This is a genomic window from Porphyrobacter sp. AAP60 (assembly GCF_001296025.1).
Taxonomy (GTDB): domain Bacteria; phylum Pseudomonadota; class Alphaproteobacteria; order Sphingomonadales; family Sphingomonadaceae; genus Erythrobacter.
On record NZ_LJHV01000023.1, the window covers coordinates 76,108 to 101,330 of the forward strand.

Genomic DNA, 25,223 nt, shown 5'->3' on the forward strand with positions numbered 1-25,223 from the left:
CCGTTATGCGCAACATAAAGGCCGCGAGGGGATCCCATCCCTCACAGTCCGGTGATGTCGCTCACAACGAAAGTCTTTTTTCCGCGCCTGACCAATCCCTGAGCCAAGCAAAGAGCGACACGCCCCGGTCGGTCTCCTGGCTCACGGATCAACGCATCCGGCGCTCGCCTTCCCGGAGGCCCGAAAGCCCCCAGTGGCTGCCCCTGCTGAAGGGGCGCACACCGCATACTCACCGCTTACAGTTGCAGGGACAGCTGCGGAATCAAACCGCATTCCCGTTACCGAAACGCGGGAGCAGCGATAGCGTCAGGCAAAGCTGACGGCAAGGTGTGTAAGGCATGGCAAGAATGGGAGTGCCGGAACGGCGCGTAGCGCCGCAAGCGCGACTGCGCGTTGCCGCTTATGCGGCGAAGCCAAGCAGCGCGGACGCGCTGCGCCCGGCGTCTGAGGGCAAAAACCGGGAATCCAGTTTTCAGGCGGAGCCTGAAAACTGGTGGAGCCGAGGGGGATCGAACCCCTGACCTCGTCATTGCGAACGACGCGCTCTCCCATCTGAGCTACGGCCCCGTTCCAGGTTTTCACGCCTGACCGCATGCTATCAGGCGAAGGCGCGGAATAGCGCTGCACAAAGCCGCTTGCAACGGCATTTCATGCCGCTGCAAGCGCTGCAATTACTCGCCCGGCGCAGGCGCGGGGTTGGTGGCAAGCGGTTCCACCACCGGCTGCGAAATCACGCCTTCGGTCACCGGAATCACCGGCACGGCTACCCCGGTTTCGGGATCGATCACGGTCTGCGCTGCATAGGTTGGCACCGGAACACCGCTCATGCGGGCTTCCTGAACCGCCACCCAGCCCGGCTGCGAAGCGCCGTATTGTGCGCCCCATTTGTCGTCCCACTGCGCCGAGGCCTGCTGATAGGTCTCATATTCGCTGAAAAACTGATCAAACGGCAGCAGCAGCAGGTCGAAATTCTCACGGGCAAAAGCAAGCGGATCGGTTGGCGGGGTCAGCAAGGCGCGGTTCGACACGTCGAGCGCAGCGCGGCAAAATCCGCCGCGTGCCGCCGGAAGGGCAAAGAAATTGTAGACCTGCGTGGTATAGCCATCACGCGCCACCATCGCATCGCGGCGCACGCGGAAGCGGCTGTTATAGCCCTTTTCGATCCGGTCGTTGACGCCCTTCAGCGGCCTGACATTCGCGGTCAGGAAGGCGCGGTAGCCGTCAAGGATCGGCGCGTATTCGGGCGACAGGCAATTGAGCGCCGCCACGTTCCAAGCGGATCGCAGGTTCCAGACCAGCTGATCATCGCTGAGGTTGCTGTTGACCGTAATGCGGCGTCCATCCGGCCCGCGCTGCGGAATATCCATCACGTAATGTGCGCCGCCCGGCGGCAGCGGACGATAGGGCACCGCTTCGACCACGGGCGGTGGCGGCGGAGGCGGAGGCGGCGGGGGCGGCGGGGGCTTGGCACAAGCCCCAAGAATAGCACTGCCCACGACCAGCGTAGTAATCGTCAGGCCGAAGGGTGTCCGAGTTTGCGAAGGAATCGAAGGCGTGTGCGGAGCCGCGCTCATGTAAGTAACCTCTCTTGCTGCGGGCTGTGCTGCCGCTTGCGGTGCGATCATGTTCGCCCCGGGCTTGCTCCAGCCTTAAGCGCATTCGATAGCTGTGTCGGAACACAAAGCAAATGCCCGGAACCTGTGAAAGGCTCCGGGCATCCGACATTTCAACATTTGTGCGGCGAGCCGTGTGCCCGCGCAGTACGATTACTCGCGGTTGCCGAGGAAGCTGAGCAGGAACTGGAACATGTTGATGAAGTCCAGATAGAGGCTCAGCGCGCCGAGGATCACGGCCTTGCCCGCGAATTCGGTGCCACGCAGATATTCATACTCGTTCTTCAGACGCTGCGTATCATAGGCGGTCAGGCCGGCAAAAATCAGAACGCCGATGAAGCTGATCGCGTAGTGGAACGCAGGCGACTGCAGGAACATGTTGAGCACCATTGCCACCAGCAGGCCGATCACGCCCATGATCAGGAAGCTGCCCATGCCCGACAGGCTCTTCTTGGTGGTGTAACCCCACAGCGACAAGCCGGCAAAGGCCGCCGCAGTGGCGAAGAAGGTCGTGGCAATCGAACCGCCGGTGTAAACCAGGAACACCGATGACATCGAAAGGCCCATCAGCGCGGCAAAGCCCCAGAACATCAGTTGCAGGGTCGCAGTGCTGAAGCGGTTGGCGCCAAAGCTCATCGCGAACACGATGGCGAGCGGCGACAGCGCCACGATCCAGCGCAGGATACCGCCGGTGAAGATCGTTTCTGCCACACCGCTGGAGAACGCCAGCAGCGCGACAACACCCGTCAGCAGGATGCCCGAGGTCATGTAATTGTAGATCGAGAGCATGTGCGAACGCAGGCCCTCGTCAAAGCTTGCGCGTCCGGCGACATCGCCTCCGGCGCGGGGCACGGAGCCCAACCGCTGCGCATTGCGCGAGGTGTCATTCCAGTCAGCCATTGTGAAACCCTTAGTCCTTCACACGGAGCACGAGGTGTCGCGCTCTCCATGGAAGTGAATATCGGGCCTTTCTTTGCGCATTTCAAGCGAAACCGGATTGCAAAGCGCGCAATTCGTTCAGCTTAACAGCGATTAATGTTAATTGCCTTGCGAAAGGGCCGCACCCTTGTCTGCCGTGGCGCGCAAGGTTGCGGTCAGCAGGCGGCGCAGGGCCGCGCCGTCATCAAGCACGTTGAGCCCTTCGCGGGTCATCCCGCCGGGGCTGGCGACGCGGTCAGCCAGCGCTGCCGGGCCGACATCGGCCGAAGATGCAAGGGCAGAGGCCCCCTCTACCGTGGCGAGTGCCAGCTTGGCCGCGGTGGGTTCATCGACCCCCAGATCCACCGCCGCACCGGCCAGCGCATCGATGAAGCGGTACACGAACCCCGGCCCCGAACCGGCCAGTGCGGTGACAAGATCGAACCGCGTTTCATCGTCGAGCCACACGGCACTGCCAAGTGCATCGAACAGCGCGAAGACACTATCCCGGGCCCCATCGCCAAGGCCGGATTCGCACAGGATAACAGGCGATTTATTGATGCGGGCAGCAAGATTGGGCATCACCCGGATGTGCGCATCCGCTTGCGGAAAAGCCGCGCCCAGTTGCGCGCGCGTGATCCCGGCGAGCAGAGAGAAAACCGACGTTCCGCTGGTAATATCCTGTAACCCAGGCGCCAGCGCGCCCAGTTGCTGCGGCTTGAACCCCAGCATCACCGCATCATGCGCGCCTGCCGCCACCGCCTCATCTGAAGAACGATACAAGGCCACGCCTGCGGGTGCTTCCGGCAAAGCGGGATCGAGGATAGCAAACCGCGAGGGTTCAAGGCCCGCCGCCAGCCATCCGGCCAGCATTGCCCCGCCCATATTTCCGCAACCGACAATAAGAAGCTGTTTGATCATGCCCCTATGGTTTCAGGCCTCGCCCGCCGCGTCAACCATAGCCGCATCCAGCGCCTCGCGCGGGGTCTTGCCGCCCCACAGCACGAACTGAAATGCTGGGTAGAACCGGTCGCACTCGTCGATCGCGCATTCGACCAGCGATTGCGCCATGTCGAGGCTCAGACGCCCGTCATCACCCAGCAGCGCGCCGTGGCGGTACAACAGCACATCGCCGTTCGACCAGATGTCGAAATGCCCCAGCCACACCTGTTCGTTGACCAGGCTCAGCAATTCGTAGGCGGCGGTGCGTTTATCTTCGGTCACGCGGATATCGGGCAGGCAGATGAATTGCAGCACACTGTCTTCGGCGCGCCAGATCGCGCGCAACTGATAATTGGCCCAACTGCCCTGCACTTCGCCGCTCATCTCGTCGTCCGAGACCATTTCATACGGCCAACCGCGCGCCGCAAACAGACTTGCGAGCATATCGACGGGGGCGGCATCGTCCTCGGCGGAATAGTCCATTTCGCTCACTCTCATCGATATTCTTTCGCAGGGGGAGGCGCATGACGCGCCGTCCGGGCACGTTTGAACGCCGCACATGGGGCTTGGCAATGCAAGCCAGCTGTCCGGCTGGGGAGAACCGGACAGACCTGTGCAAAGCCTGTGCAAAGAAAGTGGGGGATGCCCGCAAAAACCTATTTAAGCGGTTGAATTTCTTCGCCTTCAGGGCTGACGTAAAGGAAGCTGTCCAGACCTTTGTCCTTCAGTTCCTTAACCATCGCCTGTGCCTTGTCGCGATTGGCCACCGGGCCTGCCAGCAGACGGTTGGCCGCGCCCCAGCGGGTGGTATGCGGATTGAGCTTTGCCAGCGGAGCGCCACCCGCTTTCGATATCCGCCGCCAATCGAAGCCGAGTGCGTCGATATTCTTGCCGGTCGCCACCTGCACCCACACGCGGCTGGGGTGGACGGGTTTGGCCGGTTCCTTGGGCCTGGGCTTTTCAGGCGGCGGCGGCGGGGCTTCGCGTTTTACCGTGATACGGCTGATGTCGACGGCATCGCCGCTCACCCGCGCATCGGGCAGAGGCGCGCTGCCGAAATCGGCAAATGCATCGGCCACGCGCAGCGGCTGGGACGGGGGTGGTGGTGGCGTCGACACCGGGACTGGCACTGGCGCTGGCGCCGGCGCTGGCGCTGGCGCTGACGCAGGCTGGGCGACAACAGGCGCAGAAACGGCTGTTGTAACGGCGACGGCTGGTGTCGGAGCCGGAGCTGGTGCCGGGGGCGACACAGGCACAGGCACAGGCACTGGCACTGTCACAGGCGCAGGCGCGGAAACGCTCGCGGGCGTTACATTTTGCGCTGCAACCTGCGACGAGGCTCGCGGCGGCGTCAGCTCTGCCAGGGTCGGCGGGGGCGCGGTGCGCGCATCAAGCGGCGGACCGGAAGGTGCCAGCCTGCTGCCAGCGCGCTCTTCCTGCGCGAACCGCGCCAATCGTGGATCATCGCGCCCGATATCCGCCGCGCGCGGAAACAGGCCGAGATTGGCCGCAGCGGCCTGCTGCGGCTTGGTCAGGCGCGGCATATAGCCAAGGTAGGGCACCAGCCGGGTCGCCATGTCGCGCGGCATGACCTGTTCGACAATGGCAGCGGCGCGTTCACCATCACCCAGAATCGCCAATCCGAACGCACGGGCGCGCTGGGCGGCGGTGTCGCGCCGGTCGAGCAGCGGTCGCAGCGCTTCTTCGAACCGCGCACGGTTGCCGCTGATCGCATGGCTGATTGCGAGCCGGCGGCGGGCTTCGTCATTGGCAGGATCAAGGATCAGCGCCTGCGTGTACGCAGCCTGGGCGGCAGGATGTTCGCCTACCAGATCCAGCGACAGGCCCTGATCGGTCAGGATCAACCGTTCTGGCACGCCTGCGGCCACGGCCCGTTCGAACTGCACCAGCGCCTCGCCCGCGCGGCCTGATCGCAGGTAAACCCCGCCGAGGCCCTGCGCCACACCCGGATGGCCCGGATCAACCTCTGCCGCGCGCCCGAAAAAGCCGATTGCCGCTTCCAGATCATCGATGCCCATCGCCGCCTGTCCGGCTTCAAGCAGGGTATCGCGATCGCGCGGCGCCTTGGCTAGCGCCACCAGCGCCCGGTTCAACCGCTGGACTTCTGATGACGGCAACGCCTGCACAACCGGCTGCGCCACCATTTCCTGCGCAGTCAGCGGTCCGGCGGCCACACCGGCCAGCAGCAACACGCCAAGCGTCGACGCCACGGAGGAGTGAACGGAAGCAGGCAAAGCGGTTTTCATAATCTTGCTTCTAGCGCGCGCAGTCTCTTCTGCCAAAGGCAGGCAGCGGCGCGCGCGATCAACGGCATTGCAGGCGCGCCAGACCGACCGGCCGGCAGCGCCCACGCCGCGTCACTGATTGTTTTGCCGCCCGAGAAAGCGCGGAATGCTGAGCGCTGGGCCATCATCATCCCCGTCGCCATCATCATCCTCGTCCCGCGCGGTGCTGCGCGAAAGGTTGGCCATGCGTTCAAACAGCGTGCTGCCCGCGCCCGCTGCTGCACCGCCGCCACTTGCCACGCTATCGCCAGCCGCGCCGCCCAGCAGAGTGCGGCGACGACCGCCCCCCAGCTTGGCTTCTACCGGTCGGTCTTCGGCCGCCAGCTTGTCGGCGCTGGCGAGCAGATCATCCTGAACGGGTCGGGTATAGGCCTCCGGTTCGGCTTCGGCACTGGTATAGGGCGTATATTCCGCACCCAGATCGAGCGCGTCATCGTCTTCATCGGCAGCAGTAGCCGCGGGCGGCGACCTGAGCCCGCTTTGGCCGTGGCCCTGTTCGTCTGCACTGCGCAATCCGGCGAGCGGATCGACGATGCCATCGACGTCATCGTCATATTCATTGCTGTAATCGTCAGCCTGCATCCCGCTCAATTCGAACGGCTGGGCCGCGGAAGGCTCGCGCTCTTCTTCGGCTTCAGCTCCGGCCTCTACCATGGTTTCGGCCTCGTCCTCTTCCTCGATCAGGTCGAGCGGCTCGTCACCATAGCTGATAGTCGGTGACGCGGTCGGCGGGGTCAGGCTGAATGACGGCGCTTCAGATGCGGGCGGCGTCGCAGAAGGGGCTTCGACAGGCGGGAGTTCTTCCAGCCCCTCGTCTTCCGAAAGTTCCAACACCGGACGCTTGGGCGCGCGCGATGCGCCGAGCGAGATCGGCTGATGCCGTTCGGTCGTGCTGATGGCGCTCTGTTCGATCCCGGTGGCGACCACCGAAACGCGGATCTTGCCCTTGAGATCGGGATTGAACGCGCTGCCCCAGATGATGTTGGCATCTTCATCCACCAGTTCGCGGATGTGGTTGGCGGCTTCATCCACTTCGAGCAGGCGCATATCGTCGCCGCCGATGATCGAGATGATCACCCCGCGCGCGCCCGCCATGCTGACCCCGTCGAGCAGCGGGTTGGCAATCGCCTGTTCGGCAGCTTCGAGCGCGCGGTTTTCGCCTTCGCCCTCGCCCGTGCCCATCATCGCCTTGCCCATCTCGCTCATGACAGAGCGCACGTCGGCGAAATCGAGATTGATAAGGCCCGGCATCACCATCAGATCGGTGATGGAACGCACGCCCTGCTGCAGCACTTCGTCTGCCAGCTGGAACGCCTCCTTGAAGGTGGTTTCCGCCTTGGCGACCAGAAACAGGTTCTGGTTGGGGATCACGATCAGCGTATCGACATGGTTCTGCAGTTCGGCGATCCCTGCCTCGGCAGAGCGCATCCGGCGGGTACCTTCGAACAGGAACGGCTTGGTCACCACGCCCACGGTCAGCACGCCCATGCGGCGCGCGGCTTCGGCGATCACGGGTGCAGCGCCGGTGCCGGTGCCCCCGCCCATGCCCGCCGCGATGAAGCACATGTTGACGCCTTCAAGCGCCTTTTCGATTTCCGCCACGGTTTCTTCGGCGGCGGCCTTGCCCACTTCGGGCCGGGCGCCTGCACCAAGCCCGCCGGTGATATCCGGGCCCAACTGGATACGGCGTTCGGCGGGCGAAGTGCTCAGCGCCTGCGCGTCGGTGTTGGCAACGATGAATTCGACGCCTTCGATCTCGGCTTCGATCATGTTGGCGATCGCGTTGCCGCCGGCCCCGCCGATCCCGATTACGGTAATGCGCGGGCGCAGATCGTCAGTCGCAGCCGGTCCGATATTGATGCTCATCAGCTTGTCCTCCAAGCGCAGGAAACCCAAAATTTTTCAGCGTGCGCCCGATTTAATCGGTCTGTGACATAAACTCGGTGCACATTTTATAGCCGCGAAGCCCTTATCCACAGTGCTCGGCAAGGCAGGATACCGTAACGGACACCCCGCCTGCCGCATCAGAAGTATTCCCTGACCGCCCTCAGCAGCCTTCCGACCAGCGCCGTCGCGCCCGTCTCCTTGGCAAAACCGCGGTAAACCCCGCCCCGGCCTGCGCCCACCGCGCGGATATCGACCGGGTCTTCTGCGGCATAAAGACACAAGCCCGCCAGCGTCGCAAAACCGGGCGCATGGTGCGCTTCGGGCATGCCCGACAATTGCGGCGGACGGCCCAACCGCACCGGCTGCCCCAGCGCACCCTGCATGAAATCGGCCATCCCGGCAAGTTCTGCCCCACCGCCGGTCAGCACAACCTGCCCTGCGCGCGAACCGGAAAAGCCCATTCCTTTAAGCGCCTTGCCGATTTCGCCCGTCAGGATCGCCAGCTGCTGGGTCACCACGCCGACCAGTTCGGCGCGGACGATCCGGTTCTTGTCATCCGCCCCGCGCGCCAACGGGCCAACGGCGGCGCCATCGCCCCCTGCCTCTCCCGGAGCGCTGACCGGGATCAACTCGCGGTGATCGGCAGGGCTCGCCACCGCCGAGCCGGCAACGCATTTCAGCCGTTCGGCTTGCGAGCGGCGGATTCCGAAGCTGCTGGCAATCGCATCGGTAATATCGGCCGATCCCATCGGCACCGCGCGCAGGCCCAGCAGCATCCCGCCTGCAAACACCGCCACATTGGTGACATCCGCGCCGATTTCGACCAATGCCACGCCCAGTTCGCGTTCCTCGATGGTCAGGCAGGCGTGCCCTGCGGCAAGCGGCGCGGCGACCACGCCCTCCACCTCCAGATGCGCGCTCTGCACCGCTTCGGTCAAATTGCGTACCGGCGCGCCATCGGCCAGCATGACGTGGATATCCACGCCCAGCCGTTCGGCATGAAGCCCGCGCGGATTGGCGACCCCGTGCGCACCGTCGAGCGTGTAATGCGCCGGCTGCGCGTGAAGCACAGTGCGGCCATCGGGCTGGATCATCTCGCGCGCGTGGATCAGAAGCTGATCGACATCCTCGTCCTCGATCCGCCGTCCGCCGATCTCGATATCGACCGAGACGACCGAGCTGGCGAGGCCCGCCCCGGCGCAGGCTATCCAGACCGATCGCACGTTGCTGTTGGCACTTTTCTCGGCGCGCTCCACTGCATCGCGGATGGCGAAGGTGGCGGCGGCCATATCGGTGACATAGCCGCGCTTGATCCCCGCACTGGCACGGTGGCCGGAGCCGAGCACCTGCAATTCGCCGCTTTCGGTTTCGCCCATGATCATCGCCGAAATGCGGAACGATCCGATATTCACCGCCGCAAAGGTTCGGGCGAGGCGGCGGGTGGCATTAGCGCGCGAGGCCATCAGTCCATCCCCCCGGCCCCGGCAGCAACCGACGGGGCTTCACGAACGCCTTCGGGAAGTCGCATGTAAAGGCGCGGAGGTGATCGCATGTCGAAGGCCAGCACCTTACCGCCCAGCAGGCGGTTCTGCCCGTCAAGCCGTGCAAACTTGACCAGTGCGCTTGCCCCTTCGACCTCCCCTTCGGGCAGGGCCAGCAATTGTCCGGTCTTGAAGGTCAGGTTCCAGCGGCGGTTGCCGACCCATTCGGCAGCTTCGACCTGCGGTGCGAGCGCAGGCGCGGCATCAAGCAACTGGTCCAGATTGCGAGCCTGCTTGCCCGCCCCCGGCCCGGCGAGCCGCAGCATCCCCTTGGCCTTGTCCGCGCTGACCGGCTCCAGTTCCACCCCGCCGTCATCGATCAGCACCAGGCGATCCGCCTTTTCCAGCACTGCGTGCGGTTTGCGCTCGACGATGTCGATCGCCAGCGTGTGCGGCAGCTGGATTGAAACGCGGGCATCCTCGACCCACGGCAGCGCGCACAATTCGTCGCGCAAGGCGGCGGCGTCCACTTCGGGCATTGGGCGGGAGCGTTGCCCCAGCGCGCGGGCATAGACCTGCTGTTCGTCCAGCCGCGATGTGCCGGTGACGCGCACATTGCGCACTTCAAACCCGGCATCAGCGGCAATCCGCGCCACCTGCGCCTGCGCCAGCGCGGGCACACCGGCCAGACTGGCGATGATGAAGGCGACGCCCACGGCTCCGCCGATGATCATGGCCAGCCAGATGCGGCTCCACTGTTCTTCGGTAAAGGGCAAAACGCCCATGATGGTATCGACAAAGCCGCTCGCACGGCCCTGAGCGCGGCGCGCGGTCACAGCGCGGCTTTGCGCCTTTGCGGCGCGGCGCACGCCGGTGGTGCCGTTACGCCGGATCTGCTGCGCCATGCGCTCCTCCCTTGGCTGCGTGCACCCGCAGGGCCTCTGCCACCAGTAATTCGACCAGATCGGCATAGGGAATGCCGCAGCCCGCTGCCTGTTCGGGCACGAGGCTGAGCGGGGTCATGCCCGGCTGGGTGTTGGTTTCCAGCACGAACAACCCGCCCTCGCCCGCTTCGTCATCCCAGCGGAAATCGGTGCGGCTGGTGCCGTGGCAGCCCAAGACCTGATGCGCCTTGACGGCATAGGCTTCGCACAGGGCGGTGATTTCGGGCGGGAGTTTGGCCGGGAAGATATGCTGCGTGCGGCCTTCGGTGTATTTGTGTTCGAAATCATAGAAGCCGTTGTCGATGACCAATTCGGTCACGCCCAGCGCGCGCGGGCCATCCGGGCCGTCGATCACAGCGGCGGTGAGTTCGCGGCCCTTGATGAAAGGTTCGGCGAGCAGCTCGGCAAACTCCTGCCACGGCCCCTTGGCATCGGGCGAGATCGGGTTGCCGACATTGCTGCTGTCAGTGACGATGGCGACTCCGACCGAGGAACCTTCGTTCACCGGCTTCAGAACATAAGGACGCGGCAGGGGGTCGCGTTCGTAGAGTTCTTCGCGCGTTACGATCCGTCCGCCGGGCATGGGGATGCCGTGAGGCACCAGCGCCTGCTTGGTCAGCACCTTGTCGATCGCGATCACCGAAGTGGCGAGGCCCGAATGGGTATAGGGCAGGCCCATCAGATCGAGCATCCCCTGCACCGTACCATCTTCGCCCGGCACGCCGTGGAGCGCATTGAACACGACATCGGGATTGGCGTCATGGAGGCGCAGCGCAACATCGCGGCCCATGTCGATGCGGGTGACGCGGTGACCTTTGCTCTCCAGCGCATCGGCCACGCCCGCACCGCTGGTCAGCGACACGGGGCGTTCATTGGCCCAGCCACCCATCAGGACAGCGACGTGGAGAGGTTTGGGGAGGGTCACGGACGTCCTACTCGCTGGATTTCCCACTCAAGGTTCACGCCCGATTGCGCATAGACCTTGTCACGCACCATTTCGCCCAAGCCTTCGATATCGGCGCTGGTGGCGGTGCCCGTGTTGATGAGGAAATTGGTGTGCTTTTCGCTGACCTGTGCGCCGCCCAGGGTCAGGCCGCGGCATCCCGCTGCATCGACCAGAGCCCACGCCTTGTGGCCATCAGGGTTCTTGAAGGTCGATCCGCCGGTCTTGGTGCGCAGCGGCTGGCTGGCTTCACGCGCGGCGGCAATGCGGTCCATCTCCGCGCCGATTGCCGCCGGATCACCGGGATGGCCGCGAAACCGCGCCGCAACCACAATCGCGCCTTCGGGCAAGGCAGAGTGGCGATAGGAATATTCCAGTTCGGCCGCATTCAGGGTGATGAATGCGCCCTCGTGCAGGATCACGGTGCAATCGAGCAGCACATCGGCAACCTCGCGCCCGTAAGCGCCGCCGTTCATGCGCACAAAGCCGCCGACGGTGCCGGGGATGCCGCGCAGAAACTCCAGCCCCGCAATGCCCGCATCGCGCGCGGTCGAGGCGACCAGAATGCCGCTTGCCCCGCCGCCGCAGGTAATTTCGTTCTCGCCCGTCACTGCGACGCCTGCAAACGCCTTGCCCAGCCGCACCACCACGCCGGGAACTCCGCCATCGCGCACGATCATGTTCGATCCGAGGCCCAGCGCCATCACCGGAATATCCCCGCCGAGCCGTTCGAGGAAGGCCTTCAGATCTTCCAGATCAGCCGGCTCGAACAGCCAGTCCGCCGGACCGCCGGTCTTGAACCAGGTATAGGGCGCAAGCGGCGCCTTGCAGGTCAGCTTGCCGCGAATACCTTCGAGCGGCACGGGTGACGACACGCCGCCTTCGACAGCGCAGGTCGGCGCTGCGCCATTATCATATTCGTAGCTGTCACCGGGCTGGTTCATGCCGCGCCGCGCCTCGCCGCAACCGCAGGAGCCAGCCCCGCCGCCCAGCGGGTGATATCGCCCGCGCCCAGGCATACGACCATGTCGCCCGCGGCAATCTCGCCCGCCAGCACCTCGGCCAGCGCATCCGCGCCTGCGATTTCCCGCGCCGCGCGGTGCCCCCGCGCCTTCATCCCCGCCACCAGCGCAGCGTGATCAACGCCCGGCAGCGGCTCCTCGCCCGCCGGATAAACCGGCGCGACAAACGCGATATCGGCATCATCGAAGCATGACTGGAATTCGTTCATCAGATCGTTGAGGCGCGAATAGCGGTGCGGCTGGGCGACAGCGATCACGCGGCCATCTGTGCCCGCAACAGCCTCGCGCGCGGCGCTGAGCACGGCGCGGATTTCAACCGGGTGGTGGGCGTAATCATCGATCACGGTCACCGCGCCGCCATCCACTGCCACGCTGCCGACCTTGGTAAACCGCCGCCGCACGCCGCCGAAGCGGGCAAAGCCGGTGCGGATCACGTCGTCAGAGCAGCCCATCTCGATCGAGACGGCAATCGCGGCGAGCGCGTTCTGCACGTTGTGGCGGCCCGGCATCGGCAGATGCACGCCTTCGATCCGGCGATCTTCAAGACCACGCTGGCGCACGATTACATCGAAGGTGTTGCCGCCTTCAGCCGAGCGCACGTTGACGCCGCAGATATCGGCTTGCAACGAGAAGCCGTAAGTCACCACCTTGCGATCTCGCACCTGCCCGATCACCGCCTGCACTTCGGGGTGATCGATGCACAGCACTGCCGCGCCGTAGAACGGGACGTTGTGGATGAACTCCACGAAGGCGCGCTTCACCCCGTCAAAATCACCGTAATGATCAAGATGTTCGGGATCGATGTTGGTGACGACTGCGATGGTGCCGTCGAGCCTGAGGAAGCTGCCATCGCTCTCGTCAGCCTCGACCACCATCCAGTCGGAATCGCCAAGGCGCGCGTTGGAGCCATATTGTTCGATGATCCCGCCGTTGATCACGGTCGGATCAATCCCGCCGGCATCCAGCAGCGTGGCGATCATGCTGGTCGTGGTCGTCTTGCCGTGCGTGCCCGCCACCGCGACCGTGGATTTCAGCCGCATCAGTTCGGCCAGCATCTCGGCGCGGCGCACCACCGGGATGCGGTTTTCCAGTGCGGCGGCGACTTCGGGATTGGTGCGGCGCACTGCGGTGGAGGTGACGACCACCGCCACGCCCTCCACATTTTCGCGCGCATGGCCGATATGTACGGTGATCCCGCGTGCGCGCAGGCGCTCGACGCTCGGCCCTTCGGCAATGTCGCTGCCTTGCACGGTGTAGCCAAGGTTGCGCATCACCTCGGCAATGCCGGACATGCCAATCCCGCCGATGCCGACGAAGTGGATCGTGCCGATATCGGTGCCGACGCCCTTCATGCGTCAGCCCGGTCTTTCGCAGCCTTGCGGGTCGCGGCTTGCGGCCGCGTGGCAGTCTGCGCGCTACGCGGCGCCGCCTCGCCCACCCGGATCACATCCATCAGATCGATCCCGCTCATGCTTTCGACCAGGTCAGCCAAATCCTTCGCCGCATCGGGTCGCCCGCAATTGAACGCGCCATGCGCCGCATTGGCGAGGCTGCCGGGGTTCATCGCCATTGCCTGAATCTGCTTGGCGAGTTCCTTGGGCTGGAAAGCGTCCTGCCGGATCATTCGCGCGCCGCCCGCCTTTACAACCTCGCGGGTGTTGGCGGCCTGATGATCGTCGGTTGCGATCGGCAGCGGGATCAGGATGGCCGGGCGGCCCACCGCGGTCAGTTCCGCAATCGTCGAAGCGCCCGCGCGCCCGATGAACAGGTGCGCATCGGCCAACCGTTCGTGCATGTCTTCGAAATAGGTGCCGAGTTCGGCGGGAATGTCATGCTCGGCATAGCGCTTGCGCACAGCATCAAGGTCTTCCGCGCGGCATTGCTGGGTCACCTGCAAACGCTGGCGCAGCGCAGGCGGCAGCATCGCCAGCCCATCGGGCACCACTTCGGACAAGACCCTTGCGCCCTGCGATCCGCCGGTCACCAGAATACGCAGCAGACTGTCTTCGGTGAAGGCGGGGAAATCCTGTTCCCGCAAAGCCAGCACCTCGGCCCGCACCGGATTGCCGACCAGATGCACCTTGGGCGCATGCTTGGGCTTCAACCGGTCAACCCTGGCATAGGAGGTCGCAATTGCATCCACCTTGCCCGCCAGCAGGCGGTTGACGCGTCCCAGCACCGCGTTCTGTTCGTGAACGATGCTGGGCAGGCTTGCCGCCGTTGCAGCCAGCAGCGCAGGCAGCGCGGGGTATCCGCCGAAACCGACGATGGCCGAAGGCGCGAAGGTTTCAAACAGACGCAGCGCCATGCTGCGCCCTTCCAGCACAGCGCGAACGCCGCCGACCCAGCCGAGCGGGTTCTTGCCGAAGCGCCCGGCGGGCAGGACATGGGCGGTGAGGTAATCGGGCTTGCCGGGGATCGCAGCCCCGCGTTCATCGGTGATCAGCGCCACGTGATGGCCGCGCTGGTGCAATTCTGCCGCCAGCGCGAAGGCCGGGATCAGGTGCCCGCCGGTGCCGCCTGCGGCCAGCACAAAATGGCGCGTTGCGCCCGTGCGTGCTTCGCTGGTCATGGGCGTTCCTCCTTGCGTTCGATCAGATCGCGCAACGATCCGCCCTCGCGTGCGAGGAACGGATTGCGCCGTGAGATCGCCAGCAATAGCCCAAGCGTGAAGCACACCGCCAGTGTCGATGATCCGCCATAGGAAATCAGCGGTAAGGTCATCCCCTTGGAAGGGAAGAGTTTGAGGTTCACCAGGATGTTGATGAAGGCCTGCCCGCCGAACTGGGTGATCAACCCCACGCTGGCGAGCAGCGCGAACAGGTTGTCTTCGTTCACCATCCGCAACAGCGCACGCAGCACCAGCGCGCAATAGAGCAGCACGATCAACGCACAGGCGATCAGGCCGAATTCCTCTCCGATGACCGAGAAGATGTAATCGGTATGGGCTTCGGGCAGGTTCATCTTGCGGATGCCGAGCCACAGGCCGCTGCCTGTCCATCCGCCTGCCAGCAAGGTGCGCTGGGCCAGATCGACCTGATCGAAGGCCGTGCCGCCGCCCAGAAACCCGTCGATCCGGTGGCGGGCGTTATCGTAGAAGAAATAGGCCAGCGTCAGTCCGGCCGCGCCAATCCCGATCATCGCGCCCACACGCTGCCACGGGATGCCTGCCAGCAGCATCATGACCAGCCAGATGCCGGCAAACAGGATCGCATCGCCCAGATTGGGCTGGGCCATCAGCAGGCCCGCGATCAGCGCCATCAGCCCGCTGACGTACCACATCACCGGCAGCGCCCCGTCACGCAGCCGCCAGCTGAGGATCCACGCGCAGATGATCGCAAACCCGGGCTTGAGGAATTCGGACGGCTGCAGGCTCATGCCGACATTGATCCAGCGCCGCGCGCCGTTCTTTTCCTCGCCGAAGATCGGCACCACGAACATCAGCGCCAGCATCACCGCACCCACCAGAATGCCCACGCGGCGGGCCTGATCGCGCGACAGGAATGAAAGCCCGATCATCAGCGAAAGGCCCATCAGCTGGAACACAATGTGGCGCTTGAAGAACATGAACTCGTCCAGCGTCACTCTCGAGGTGGAAAGCTGATCGGCGCTGGCGGGCGATGCAGCGGCCACTGCGACGATGCCTACCGCCACCAGCAGGCCGATCAGCAGCAGCAGCACCTTGTCGATCTCCCGCCACCAGATGCGCACCATGTCCTGCCAGCGACGCTGTACGGGCACAGGTGGCAGATAATTGCCGCGCACCGCAGGGGTGTAAGCGGGCGCAGTCATGGCAGAATGCTCCGGCTGGCAGTGTCATCGCCGGTATCGCAGCCGGTGATCGCACCAACCATCTGGCGGAAGTGTAGCCCACGCTTTTCGTAATCGCGGAACTGATCGTAACTGGCGCAGGCGGGCGACAGCAGCACCACATCGCCCGGGCGGGCAGCGGCTTCGGCGCGGCGCACCGCTTCACTGATCAGCTCGCAACGTTCAACCTGCACCCGCCCTTCGAGCAGGTCGGCAAACATCGGTCCTGCCTCACCCACGGTATAGGCGGCCGCGACATTGCCAAGATGATCGCCGCAAGCGCCCAGCCCGTCATCCTTGGGCAAGCCGCCGACGATCCAGTGGATGCGGGGCGCGCCTGCGTTGATGGCTGGGTCGGGCGGGAATGCGGCCAGCGCCGGGGCGGCAGAGGCGGCGTTGGTCGCCTTGCTATCGTTGATGTAGAACACGCCCTTGGCCTCGCACACCCGCTCCATACGGTGGGGCAGCCCGCGATAGCTGGCGAGGCCTGCGGCGATCTGTTCATCGGCAAGACCCAGCTGGCGGCAGATCGCAACTGCAACAGCGGCGTTTTGCGCATTGTGCGGGCCCGCCAGCGAGGGCGAGCGCCCTTCCGCCAGACCGGCTGCATCAAGTTCGGCCGATTTCACCCGCACCAGCGGGCTGCCCGCGCCCGCAATCCGGTCTGCAATGGCGGCAGACGGCACGTCTTCATCGCAGATCAGCGCGGTGCCGCTGGCCTGCATCTGGAACAGGCGCTCCTTCGATGCGGCATAGGCTTCGAACCCGGCATAGCGATCAAGGTGATCGGGGGTAATGTTGGTCAGCGCGGCGATATCGCAATCGAGCGTGAAGGTGAGGTCGATCTGGAAGCTGGACAGTTCCAGCACATAAACCCCGCCTTCTGGCAGCGGTGCCTGCGCCAGAATGGGGTCGCCGATATTGCCGCCCATCACAGCTGGCACGCCCGCTTGCACAAGGATGTGGTGAACCAGCGCGGTGGTGGTCGATTTGCCGTTGGTGCCGGTAATCCCCACCACCTTGTGCGGCGGCAGGCTGGGGCGCGCGGCGGCGAAGAGTTCGATATCGCCGATCACCGGCAGGCCATAATGCCACACATGCGGGCCAATCGGGTGACTGTTCAACGGCACGCCGGGCGATACGATCACGCCTGCAAAGCCGGTGAGATCCAGCTCCAGCGGATCGATGATCCGGCAGCGGCCCTCGAATGGGGCGCGCGCCACATCCTGCCTGTCCCACGCGATAACCTCCGCCCCGCTCGCCAGCAGCGCTTCAGCGGCAGCCGCGCCCGATCGGGCAAGGCCAAGCACCGCGTAACGCTGACCGGCAAAGGCGGGGGAGGTGATCACGGAACGCGGCTCACCTCAGCTTCAGGGTGGAAAGGCCGATCATCGCAAGCACGATGGCGATGATCCAGAACCGGATCACCACTTTGCTCTCGCTCCAGCCCAGCTGTTCGAAATGGTGGTGGATCGGTGCCATGCGGAACACGCGGCGGCCTGTGCGCTTGAACCAGAACACCTGCACGATCACACTGACCGCCTCGACCACGAACAACCCGCCGACAATCGCCAGCACGACTTCGTGATGCGATGCGACCGCAATCGCGCCCAGCGCTCCGCCCAGCGCCAGACTGCCGGTATCACCCATGAACACCGCAGCGGGCGGCGCGTTGAACCACAGGAAGGCAAGACCCGCGCCCATGATCGCCGCGCAGAAAATCGCCAACTCGCCTGCACCCGGCACGTGCGGGATGCCGAGATAGGTGCTGTAATCGGCGCGGCCCACCAGATAGGCGATGATCGCAAAAGTGCCCGCCGCGATGATCACCGGCATGATCGCCAGCCCGTCCAGCCCGTCGGTCAGGTTGACCGCATTACCCGCCCCCACAATCACGATCGCGGCGAACACATAATAGAACGGCCCCAGCGGGATGCTCACGCCGGTCAGGAATGGCAGATAGAGGTTGGTGTTGATCTGGCTGACGATGATCCAGGCGGCGACGCCTGCCACCACGAATTCGCCCAGCAACCGCACCCGCGCCGGAACGCCTGCGTGGCTGTTCTTCGACACCTTGTCATAATCATCGAGGAACCCGATGATTCCAAAGCCGATGGTCACTGCAAGGCAGGCCCACACGAACGGGCTGGAAAGGTCCATCCACAACAACAACGCAAGCGTCAGGGCGGTCAGGATCATCAGCCCGCCCATCGTAGGCGTGCCGCGCTTGGCAAGGTGGGTTTGCGGCCCGTCTTCGCGGATCGGCTGACCCTTGCCCTGCCGCACCCGCAGCAGGTTGATGAAGCGCGGACCGATGAACAGGCCGATAATCAGCGCGGTCATCAATGTCGCGCCCGCGCGGAAGCTCTGGTAGCGCACCAGATTGAGGATGCCTTCGAACCCAAGCCACTCGGCAAGCAGATACAGCATTTAGTCGTCCTTCGGTGCCCCGTGATAGGGCCAACCGCCCCAGAGCGTGCTCTAACCGCGGGCGTGTTCGATCAGATGTGACACCAGCTTGCCCAACCCCACCGAATTGGACCCCTTCACCAGCACCGCATCACCATGGACAAGCCCGTATTGCCCCAGCGCCGCGATAGCTTCGGCAGGGGTTTCGCAATGCGTGAAGCTTGCGCCCTTGCCAAGCATCGGCGTGGCAGCTTTCCCCAACTCGTCAGCAAGGGCCTGCATCTCTGCGCCGACAAGGATAGCATGGGTCACGCCCGCTTCGGCGATCGGTTCAGCCAATTGGCGGTGAAAGGCATCGGCAAAATCGCCCAGTTCCTTCATACTGCCCAGCACCGCGATCCGCCGGGTGGCAGGCGTGGTCGCCAGCGATTTGAGGGTCGCGCGCATGGAAGCCGGGTTGGCGTTGTAGCTTTCATCGATCAGCAGCGCCGTGCCGCCTGCAACGCCGAGCGTGTGGCGCGCGCCGCGTCCCTTCAGCCCGCCCATCTCCGCCAGCGCAAGGCCCGCAGCCGCCAGGTCGCCGCCTGCCGCGCGCACCGCCGCCATGACGCCCAGCGAATTGGTGATCCAGTGTTCGCCCGGCTCGGCAATGGTATAGCACACGCGGATATCGCCGAGGTCAGCGGTAATCAGCGACCCGCCGCCTGCCGCCGGAATGGCATCAAGCAGCCGCACATCGGCGCCCTTGGCGCGTCCGAAGGTAACAACCTTCGCTCCGCACGCTTTGGCCTGCGCGATCAGCCGGTCGGCATGATCGGCATCAGCGGGAATGACCGCGATCCCGCCGGGCACGAGGCCGGTGAAGATCTGCGCCTTTTCATCCGCGATAGCCTCAAGACTGCCGAGGTTTTCGATATGGGCGGGCGCGATGGTGGTGATCAGCGCGACATGCGGGCGCACGTGATCGGCCAGCGGCGCGATTTCGCCCGCGTGGTTCATGCCCATTTCGAACACACCGAACTTCGCGCGCGCCGGCATCCGCGCAAGGCTGAGCGGCACGCCGACATGATTGTTGTAGCTGCGCACCGAACGATGCGCCGCGCCGCGGCTGGCGCGGTCGAGACAGGCGAAGATCGCCTCTTTCACCCCGGTCTTGCCGACCGATCCGGTGATCGCGATCCGCACCGCTTCGCCAGCGCGATCCCGCGCCGCATGAGCCAGCGCATGCAGCGCTGCCGTGGTATCTGCCACCAGCACGTGCGGAAAATCGACCGGGCGATCGGTGACGGCGGCAACCGCCCCCTTTGCAAAGGCCTGGGCCACGAACTTGTGACCATCCATCGCCTCACCCTTAAGCGCAACGAACAGATCGCCCGGTTTCACATCGCGCGAATCCATCTCGACGCCCGAAGCCTGGAAATCGTGGCTGGCGGTGCCGCCCGTGGCAGCGGCGATTTCGGCCGCGCTCCACAGCGCCATGGGCAAGGCATCGCGGGCAGTGACCGGCCATTCGCGCAGCATCGGGTGAAGGGCAGGCGCGTTCAACGGAACAGACATCAACACTGCCCTCCGGCACATTGCCGCGCCACTTCGACATCGTCGAAAGCTTCGATCCGCATTGTTTCTCCTGACCCGAATATTTGACCCTGCTCGTGGCCTTTGCCGGCGATGAGCACAATGTCCCGCGCTCCAGCTTCCCCAACTGCGGCAGCTATGGCAGCGCGGCGATCACCAATTTCGCGCAAGCCACCGTTTGCGCCCGCCATGATCGCGGCGCGGATGGCGGCGGGATCTTCGCTGCGGGGGTTATCATCGGTGACAATGGCAATATCGGCGGCGCGCGCGGCGACAGCGCCCATTTCGGGCCGCTTGCCCGCGTCACGATCTCCGCCTGCGCCGAACACCACGATCAGCCGCCCGCCTTCCGCCACATGCGGTCGCAGCGCGGCAATCGCGGCCTCCAGCGCATCGGGCGTGTGGGCATAATCGACATAGGCCGGCGCGCCCGCCGGATTGAGCGCGGCGCGTTCCAGCCGCCCGCGCACGGGTTGCAAGCGGGTGAGCGCATCGAACACCGCCGAAGCGTTCACGCCGGACGCAAGCGCAAGGCCAGCCGATACCAGCGCATTGGCCGCCTGATAGGCACCGATCAGCGGCAGATTGACCTTCCGCGCCTCGCCTTCATATTCGATGGCAAGAACCTGTCCCAACTGCCCGGGTTCGCGGGAAACCAGCCGCAGGAAGGTCCCGCCCTCGCCCACGCTGCGCACGTCGAGCCCGCGTGCTGCCGCCTTGGCAATCGCCTGCGCGGTCCATGGCGAACCATCGCCTGCGTCATGGATCACCGCCGGGCTGCCGGGCGCAACGACCTCGGTGAACAACCGCATCTTGGCGGTGAAATAGGCTTCCATGGTGCCGTGATAATCGAGGTGATCGCGGCTGAAATTGGTGAAGGCGCTGGCCGAGACAGCCAGCCCTTCATTGCGGAACTGATCAAGCCCGTGGCTCGATGCCTCGTAAGCCACATGGGTCACGCCTTCCCGCGCCAGCCCGCTCATATTGCCTAGGAAGGTGACAATGTCGGGCGTCGTCAGGCCGGTGGATACAGAACCATCGGGCGTGGTTACACCCAGCGTGCCGATGCTGGCCGCACGCTCGCCCGCCATGCGCCAGATCTGGCGGGTCATTTCGACGCAGGAGGTCTTGCCGTTGGTGCCCGTCACCGCGACGATGGTGGGCGGATAGGGCGCGAAAAAACCCGCAGCGAGGCGCGCAAAGGCGCGGCGGGGTGCGGGATCGGCAATGTGCAACGCGCCTTCGACGCGGGCTTCCAGGCGGGCCACGATGGCAACCGCGCCTGCTGCGATGGCGGGGCGGATGAAATCCTCGCCATTGACGCTTGCGCCTACGAAAGCGCCGAAAACGGTTCCGGGGGCAACCTTGCGGTGATCAATGGCAAAGCCGGTTACTGCCGCATCGCTTGCGCCCGCAGCGTCCAGCCCTGCCGTTGCCAGAAGATCGGCCAGTCGCATCAGCGCTTGTCCACCAGATAGCGCAAGTCGGAGATATCGACATCGCGGCTTTCATCGGGCTGCACGCCCAGCATCGGCCCGATGCGCGGTACCAGCCTGCCCACCACCGGCGCGGAGGTGAAAGCGGCGGTGCGCTGAAAACTGCTCGCCACAGTGCCCTTGGGCTCGTCAATCACCACCACCACAACATAACGCGGGGCATCCATCGGGAAAGCGGCCGCGAAGGACGATACAATCGTGTTGGTCTTGTACCTGCCGTTCTCGTTCTTGTCGGCCGATCCGGTCTTGCCGCCCACCCGGTAGCCGGGCGCATCAGCGCTTTTGCCGGTGCCATAAAGCGAAATCATCCGCAGCATCTGGCGCATCCGCGACGAGGTCGATTCCTTGAACACCCGCCGCCCGCGCGGCACATCGGCTGGATCAAGCTTCATCAGCGTCGACGGACGCCATATCCCGCCATTGACCAGCGCCGCGTAGGCGCTCGCCAGATGCAGCGGGGTGACATTGAAACCGTGGCCGTAGCTCACCGTCATGTTGGTGATACGGCTCCACTTGCCTTGCGGCCACAGCGGCATGCCCCGCGCGGGCAGTTCGATGAAGGGGCGGCTGTCCATCCCCAGATCGATCATCATGCGGCGCAGCCGTTCAGGGCCAAGTTCGTCGGCCACGCGCGCGGTCACGGTGTTAGACGAATAGACCAGCGCCTGCGGCACATTGAGCGTTGCGCCCTTGGGATGCTGATCGCGTAGCGTGCGGCCTGCGACCTGCACCGGCGAGGCATCCCACGCGCGCCCAAAATCGCGCACCACGCCCGCATCGATTGCGGCAGCGATGCTCAACGGCTTGAAGGTCGAGCCGAGTTCGTAAACCCCGTTGGTGGCGCGGTTGAACACGTTCTTCGCCCCGGCTGCCCCTGCGGTATTGGGATCGAATTCGGGCAGGCTCGCCAGCGCCATCACTTCGCCGGTATCAACGTCCAGCACGATGCCAGCCGCGCCCAGCGCATTGGTGGCAAGCATCCCGCGGCGCAGTTCATCCTCCAGCGCGCCCTGCACCCGAACGTCGATCGACAGCGCTACCGGATCTCCGCGCAGATCGGGATCATCAAGCCGCGCATCCAGCACCTGCTCCATCCCGATCTTGCCGCCTTCATCCTCGACAACGTAACCCAGCACATGCGCCGCCAGCGTGCCTTGCGGGTAATAGCGATCACTTTCGCGCGGAATTTCCAGCGCGATTTCGCCCAGACCGAACACCTTGTTCGCCTCTTCCGGCAGCAGGCGTCGGCGCAGATAGCCTGCCCGGCCCGAAGCAAGGCGGCTGGCCATGCGGGCTTCGTCGATATCGGGGAAGATCGCCTTCAGATCGCGGGCGACCTTTTCCGGCGTGTTGACCAGTGGGGCGCCGTTATCGCCCATCGCCTTGGGATCGAACCACAGCGCATATGCCGGGAAGGCGCGGGCCAGCGGTGCGCCGTGGCGATCGGTGATTTCGCCGCGGGAAGGCAGCAGCGCTTCCTGCAGGCTGGTGCGCTGCGGCGCATTGCCGACCAGGCCGAGTGAGAATATCCGCAGCAGCGCCAGCACAGTGATCGCGGCAAAACCCAGCGCAATGAACAGCAGCCGCAGCCGCGCGGTCAGCAACAGGTGCGAACGCAGCTGGACAAGGCGGACACGGCCTGCAGGAATGGTGGGGAAGGCCGCTTGGGCAGCCATCCCGTTCATTCCGCTGCCGCCTTGGCGCTGAGCGTCTGGGCATTGGCAGCGCGGATCGGGGAGGCTTCGATCAGGAAATCGCCGAAAGCATCGCTGAACACCTCGCCCGCGTCCTTTTCGCTGCTGGCCGAAGCCAGTGTCACCGTGACACCCGACAATGGTGAACGCATCGGCGCAGCGGGAACAGCATTAGCATCGCCCGTATCGGCGCGGGCCAGCCGGATCGGGGCTGGCGCATCGGGGCCAAGCCGCTGGCCAAGGCTGGCCAACTGGCGTTCGCCATCAAGAAACTGTCCTGCGCGGGGAGACTGGTAGCCGAATTCGACCGTGTTCCATTCAGCCAGCTGACGCTGGCTCGCGCGGGTCTGGAATTCGGTTTCCAGCAACAGGGTTTCGCGTTCCAGCGCGATCAACTGCCGTTCGGCCAGCAGCACTTCGCTGCGCACTGCATGCACCTTGACGCTGAGGACAACGACCATCGCCACGCAAATCGCGAGCACCGCCATCCACCCCAGCGAACGTGCCTGAGTGCTGCTGATCATGCGGCATGACTCCGTGCAGGGGCGCCGGTGCGGATCGCGTGGCGCAAGGTGGATGAGCGGGCGCGGGGATTGGAATCGAGTTCGGCATCGGAAGGGCGGATACCCTTGGAAACCTGGCTGAACACCGGCGGCGGGCCAGCGATTTCGCCGGGCAGGTGGCGCGAAACGGCGCGCCCTGCACCGCTGGCGGCGCGCAGAAAATGCTTCACGATCCGGTCTTCCAGGGAATGGAAGCTGACCACCGCCAGAACGCCGCCCTCGCCCAGCAATGCCTCTGCGGCCGCAAGCCCGGCTTCGAGTTCGCCCAGTTCGTCGTTCACATGGATGCGCACCGCCTGAAAGGTGCGGGTGGCCGGGTCTTTCTTGTCATGCGGCTTGTGCCCCAGCGCGCGGCGCACCACGCGCGCCAGTTCGCCCGTAGTCACCAGCGGGCGCGCAGCCACGATGGCGCGGGCCACGCGGCGCGACTGGCGTTCCTCACCATAGCGGTAGAGCACATTGGCGATGGCTTCTTCATCGGCGGTGTTGAGGAAATCGGCAGCGCTTTCGCCCGATTGGCTCATCCGCATGTCCAACGGGCCATCATGCATGAAGGCAAAGCCCCGCTCACCCTGATCGAGCTGCATCGAGGACACGCCGATATCCATTACCACCGCATCCACGCTGGCAACGCCAATCGCCGCAAGTTCGGAGCGCATCTGCGAAAACCGTGCGGGGTGCAGGTGCAGGCGGCCTTCGTAACGGGCGACCATGACTTGCCCCGCTTCGATCGCATCGGGATCGCGATCAAAGGCGTGAACCTGCGCGCCCGCTTCGAGCAGCGCAGCAGTGTATCCGCCCGCGCCAAAGGTGGCATCCACAATCGTCATGCCGGGGCGCGGGGCAATCGCGGCGACCACTTCATCGAGCAGCACGGGAATGTGGGGAGCAGTGCCGGAAGGTTCGGGCGTCATCACGCTGCCCCCTTTTTGGCGGCGGCGATCAGCTTGGCACAGGCGGCCTGCGCGCCCTTCCAGGCAGTATCCATCTGGCCGAGTTCTTCGGGGTTCCAGACAAAGAAGAAATCGCCCGCGCCCTGAAAATACAGCCCGTCACCCACCTTGCCCAGATCGCGCAAGTGTTCGGGCATGACAAAGCGCCCGCTATCATCGAACGGCAGCTGTTCGAAACCGAACAATTGCTGGGCGCGCACATCGCGGTCAAAGGTCGGGTCGTTCAGGCGGATGGCGCGTTCTTCTTCGCGTTCGAGCTGTTGTTCGAGTTTTTCGGTGCGCGACTGGCCGAATCCGATCAGGCAATCGAACCGGTCATGCGCGGCAAGACACAGGATGCGGTTGCCGCCGGAGCTGTCTTTCACAGTCTTGCGGAAGGCGGGAGGCAAGACAAAGCGGCCCTTATCGCCAGCAGGCGAGTAGGCTTGTCCGCTATATCCTCCAAAAGCAGACACGTGCCTGCGTTCCCCTCATGCCCCGGCGCGGCAAACTCCCCCATGGAGCCCGTCCGCTGATCCGACATGCCTTTCCCCTCACCGGCCACGCGCAAGCGGATCCGGTGCGCCAGCCCCACCGGCTGGACGCAGTTCAAACAGGCATGTCTGATGGCCCCCGGTATTATCGGGGAAGCATCGGGGATGGAAGGGATTTTTCCGGGAAAATGCGG

The 25,223-nt window shown here is 64.8% G+C and carries 21 protein-coding genes, 1 tRNA gene and 1 riboswitch; all 22 genes read right to left on the reverse strand.

Annotated elements, in window-relative coordinates:
- Positions 1 to 108: 108 nt before the first annotated feature.
- A riboswitch (cobalamin riboswitch) is annotated at positions 109 to 301 on the reverse strand.
- Between the two features lie 190 nt (positions 302 to 491).
- The 22 genes from IP79_RS13595 to IP79_RS13700 all read right to left on the reverse strand — a co-directional run bounded on the left by IP79_RS13595 (position 492) and on the right by IP79_RS13700 (position 24,921).
- Positions 492 to 567 (reverse strand) — tRNA-Ala (locus IP79_RS13595).
- 104 nt (positions 568 to 671) lie between these two features.
- Entirely contained in the window at positions 672 to 1,625 is a 954-nt protein-coding gene (locus IP79_RS13600; protein WP_233994222.1) for a hypothetical protein, read from the reverse strand.
- 141 nt (positions 1,626 to 1,766) lie between these two features.
- The gene (locus IP79_RS13605; protein ID WP_054119839.1) at positions 1,767 to 2,513 is read right to left on the reverse strand and encodes a Bax inhibitor-1/YccA family protein; all 747 of its coding nucleotides are present in this window, start codon (positions 2,511 to 2,513) and stop codon (positions 1,767 to 1,769) included.
- Positions 2,514 to 2,651: 138 nt separating this feature from the next.
- Positions 2,652 to 3,452: a pyrroline-5-carboxylate reductase family protein gene (locus IP79_RS13610; protein WP_054119840.1), complete on the reverse strand. Its 801-nt coding sequence runs from the start codon at positions 3,450 to 3,452 to the stop codon at positions 2,652 to 2,654.
- 12 nt (positions 3,453 to 3,464) lie between these two features.
- The gene (locus tag IP79_RS13615) at positions 3,465 to 3,971 is read right to left on the reverse strand and encodes a YbjN domain-containing protein (protein ID WP_054119841.1); all 507 of its coding nucleotides are present in this window, start codon (positions 3,969 to 3,971) and stop codon (positions 3,465 to 3,467) included.
- A 158-nt stretch (positions 3,972 to 4,129) separates the two neighbouring features.
- Positions 4,130 to 5,704 (reverse strand): SPOR domain-containing protein, encoded by a 1,575-nt coding sequence (locus IP79_RS13620; RefSeq protein ID WP_233994223.1) that lies wholly within the window; start codon positions 5,702 to 5,704, stop codon positions 4,130 to 4,132.
- Between the two features lie 147 nt (positions 5,705 to 5,851).
- Positions 5,852 to 7,645, reverse strand: coding sequence for a cell division protein FtsZ (ftsZ, locus tag IP79_RS13625; RefSeq protein ID WP_054120006.1), 1,794 nt, complete (start codon positions 7,643 to 7,645; stop codon positions 5,852 to 5,854).
- Between the two features lie 158 nt (positions 7,646 to 7,803).
- Positions 7,804 to 9,129 carry a cell division protein FtsA gene (gene ftsA / locus IP79_RS13630; protein ID WP_054119842.1) on the reverse strand — a complete coding sequence of 442 codons (1,326 nt, stop codon included), beginning with the start codon at positions 9,127 to 9,129 and terminating at the stop codon, positions 7,804 to 7,806.
- Positions 9,129 to 10,052: a cell division protein FtsQ/DivIB gene (locus IP79_RS13635; protein ID WP_054119843.1), complete on the reverse strand. Its 924-nt coding sequence runs from the start codon at positions 10,050 to 10,052 to the stop codon at positions 9,129 to 9,131. Before IP79_RS13635 ends, ftsA begins: the two co-directional genes overlap by 1 nt.
- Complete coding sequence (locus tag IP79_RS13640; RefSeq protein WP_054119844.1) at positions 10,030 to 11,016, reverse strand: D-alanine--D-alanine ligase; 987 nt, start codon at positions 11,014 to 11,016, stop codon at positions 10,030 to 10,032. The genes IP79_RS13635 and IP79_RS13640 overlap by 23 nt, the downstream gene beginning before the upstream one ends.
- Positions 11,013 to 11,978, reverse strand: a complete 966-nt coding sequence (murB, locus tag IP79_RS13645) for a UDP-N-acetylmuramate dehydrogenase (protein ID WP_082337249.1) — start codon at positions 11,976 to 11,978, stop codon at positions 11,013 to 11,015. The genes IP79_RS13640 and murB overlap by 4 nt, the downstream gene beginning before the upstream one ends.
- Positions 11,975 to 13,408 (reverse strand): UDP-N-acetylmuramate--L-alanine ligase, encoded by a 1,434-nt coding sequence (murC, locus tag IP79_RS13650; protein ID WP_054119845.1) that lies wholly within the window; start codon positions 13,406 to 13,408, stop codon positions 11,975 to 11,977. Before murC ends, murB begins: the two co-directional genes overlap by 4 nt.
- The gene (gene murG, locus IP79_RS13655; protein ID WP_054119846.1) at positions 13,405 to 14,628 is read right to left on the reverse strand and encodes an undecaprenyldiphospho-muramoylpentapeptide beta-N-acetylglucosaminyltransferase; all 1,224 of its coding nucleotides are present in this window, start codon (positions 14,626 to 14,628) and stop codon (positions 13,405 to 13,407) included. The genes murC and murG overlap by 4 nt, the downstream gene beginning before the upstream one ends.
- Positions 14,625 to 15,848, reverse strand: a complete 1,224-nt coding sequence (locus IP79_RS13660) for an FtsW/RodA/SpoVE family cell cycle protein (RefSeq protein ID WP_054119847.1) — start codon at positions 15,846 to 15,848, stop codon at positions 14,625 to 14,627. Before IP79_RS13660 ends, murG begins: the two co-directional genes overlap by 4 nt.
- A complete protein-coding gene (gene murD / locus IP79_RS13665; RefSeq protein ID WP_054119848.1) occupies positions 15,845 to 17,215 on the reverse strand; it encodes a UDP-N-acetylmuramoyl-L-alanine--D-glutamate ligase in 1,371 nt (456 codons plus the stop codon). Before murD ends, IP79_RS13660 begins: the two co-directional genes overlap by 4 nt.
- A 10-nt stretch (positions 17,216 to 17,225) precedes the next feature.
- Positions 17,226 to 18,296: a phospho-N-acetylmuramoyl-pentapeptide-transferase gene (mraY, locus tag IP79_RS13670; RefSeq protein WP_054119849.1), complete on the reverse strand. Its 1,071-nt coding sequence runs from the start codon at positions 18,294 to 18,296 to the stop codon at positions 17,226 to 17,228.
- A gap of 51 nt (positions 18,297 to 18,347) precedes the next feature.
- On the reverse strand, positions 18,348 to 19,832 hold the full coding sequence (locus IP79_RS13675) for a UDP-N-acetylmuramoyl-tripeptide--D-alanyl-D-alanine ligase (protein WP_197273829.1): 1,485 nt from the start codon (positions 19,830 to 19,832) through the stop codon (positions 18,348 to 18,350).
- Positions 19,832 to 21,307, reverse strand: coding sequence for a UDP-N-acetylmuramoyl-L-alanyl-D-glutamate--2,6-diaminopimelate ligase (locus tag IP79_RS13680; RefSeq protein WP_054119850.1), 1,476 nt, complete (start codon positions 21,305 to 21,307; stop codon positions 19,832 to 19,834). Before IP79_RS13680 ends, IP79_RS13675 begins: the two co-directional genes overlap by 1 nt.
- Complete coding sequence (locus IP79_RS13685; RefSeq protein ID WP_054120009.1) at positions 21,307 to 23,022, reverse strand: peptidoglycan D,D-transpeptidase FtsI family protein; 1,716 nt, start codon at positions 23,020 to 23,022, stop codon at positions 21,307 to 21,309. Before IP79_RS13685 ends, IP79_RS13680 begins: the two co-directional genes overlap by 1 nt.
- Positions 23,023 to 23,027: 5 nt before the next feature.
- On the reverse strand, positions 23,028 to 23,564 hold the full coding sequence (locus IP79_RS13690; protein ID WP_054119851.1) for a hypothetical protein: 537 nt from the start codon (positions 23,562 to 23,564) through the stop codon (positions 23,028 to 23,030).
- Positions 23,561 to 24,517, reverse strand: a complete 957-nt coding sequence (gene rsmH, locus IP79_RS13695) for a 16S rRNA (cytosine(1402)-N(4))-methyltransferase RsmH (RefSeq protein WP_054119852.1) — start codon at positions 24,515 to 24,517, stop codon at positions 23,561 to 23,563. The genes IP79_RS13690 and rsmH overlap by 4 nt, the downstream gene beginning before the upstream one ends.
- Positions 24,517 to 24,921: an MraZ C-terminal domain-containing protein gene (locus IP79_RS13700; protein WP_233994224.1), complete on the reverse strand. Its 405-nt coding sequence runs from the start codon at positions 24,919 to 24,921 to the stop codon at positions 24,517 to 24,519. Before IP79_RS13700 ends, rsmH begins: the two co-directional genes overlap by 1 nt.
- Positions 24,922 to 25,223: the final 302 nt, after the last annotated feature.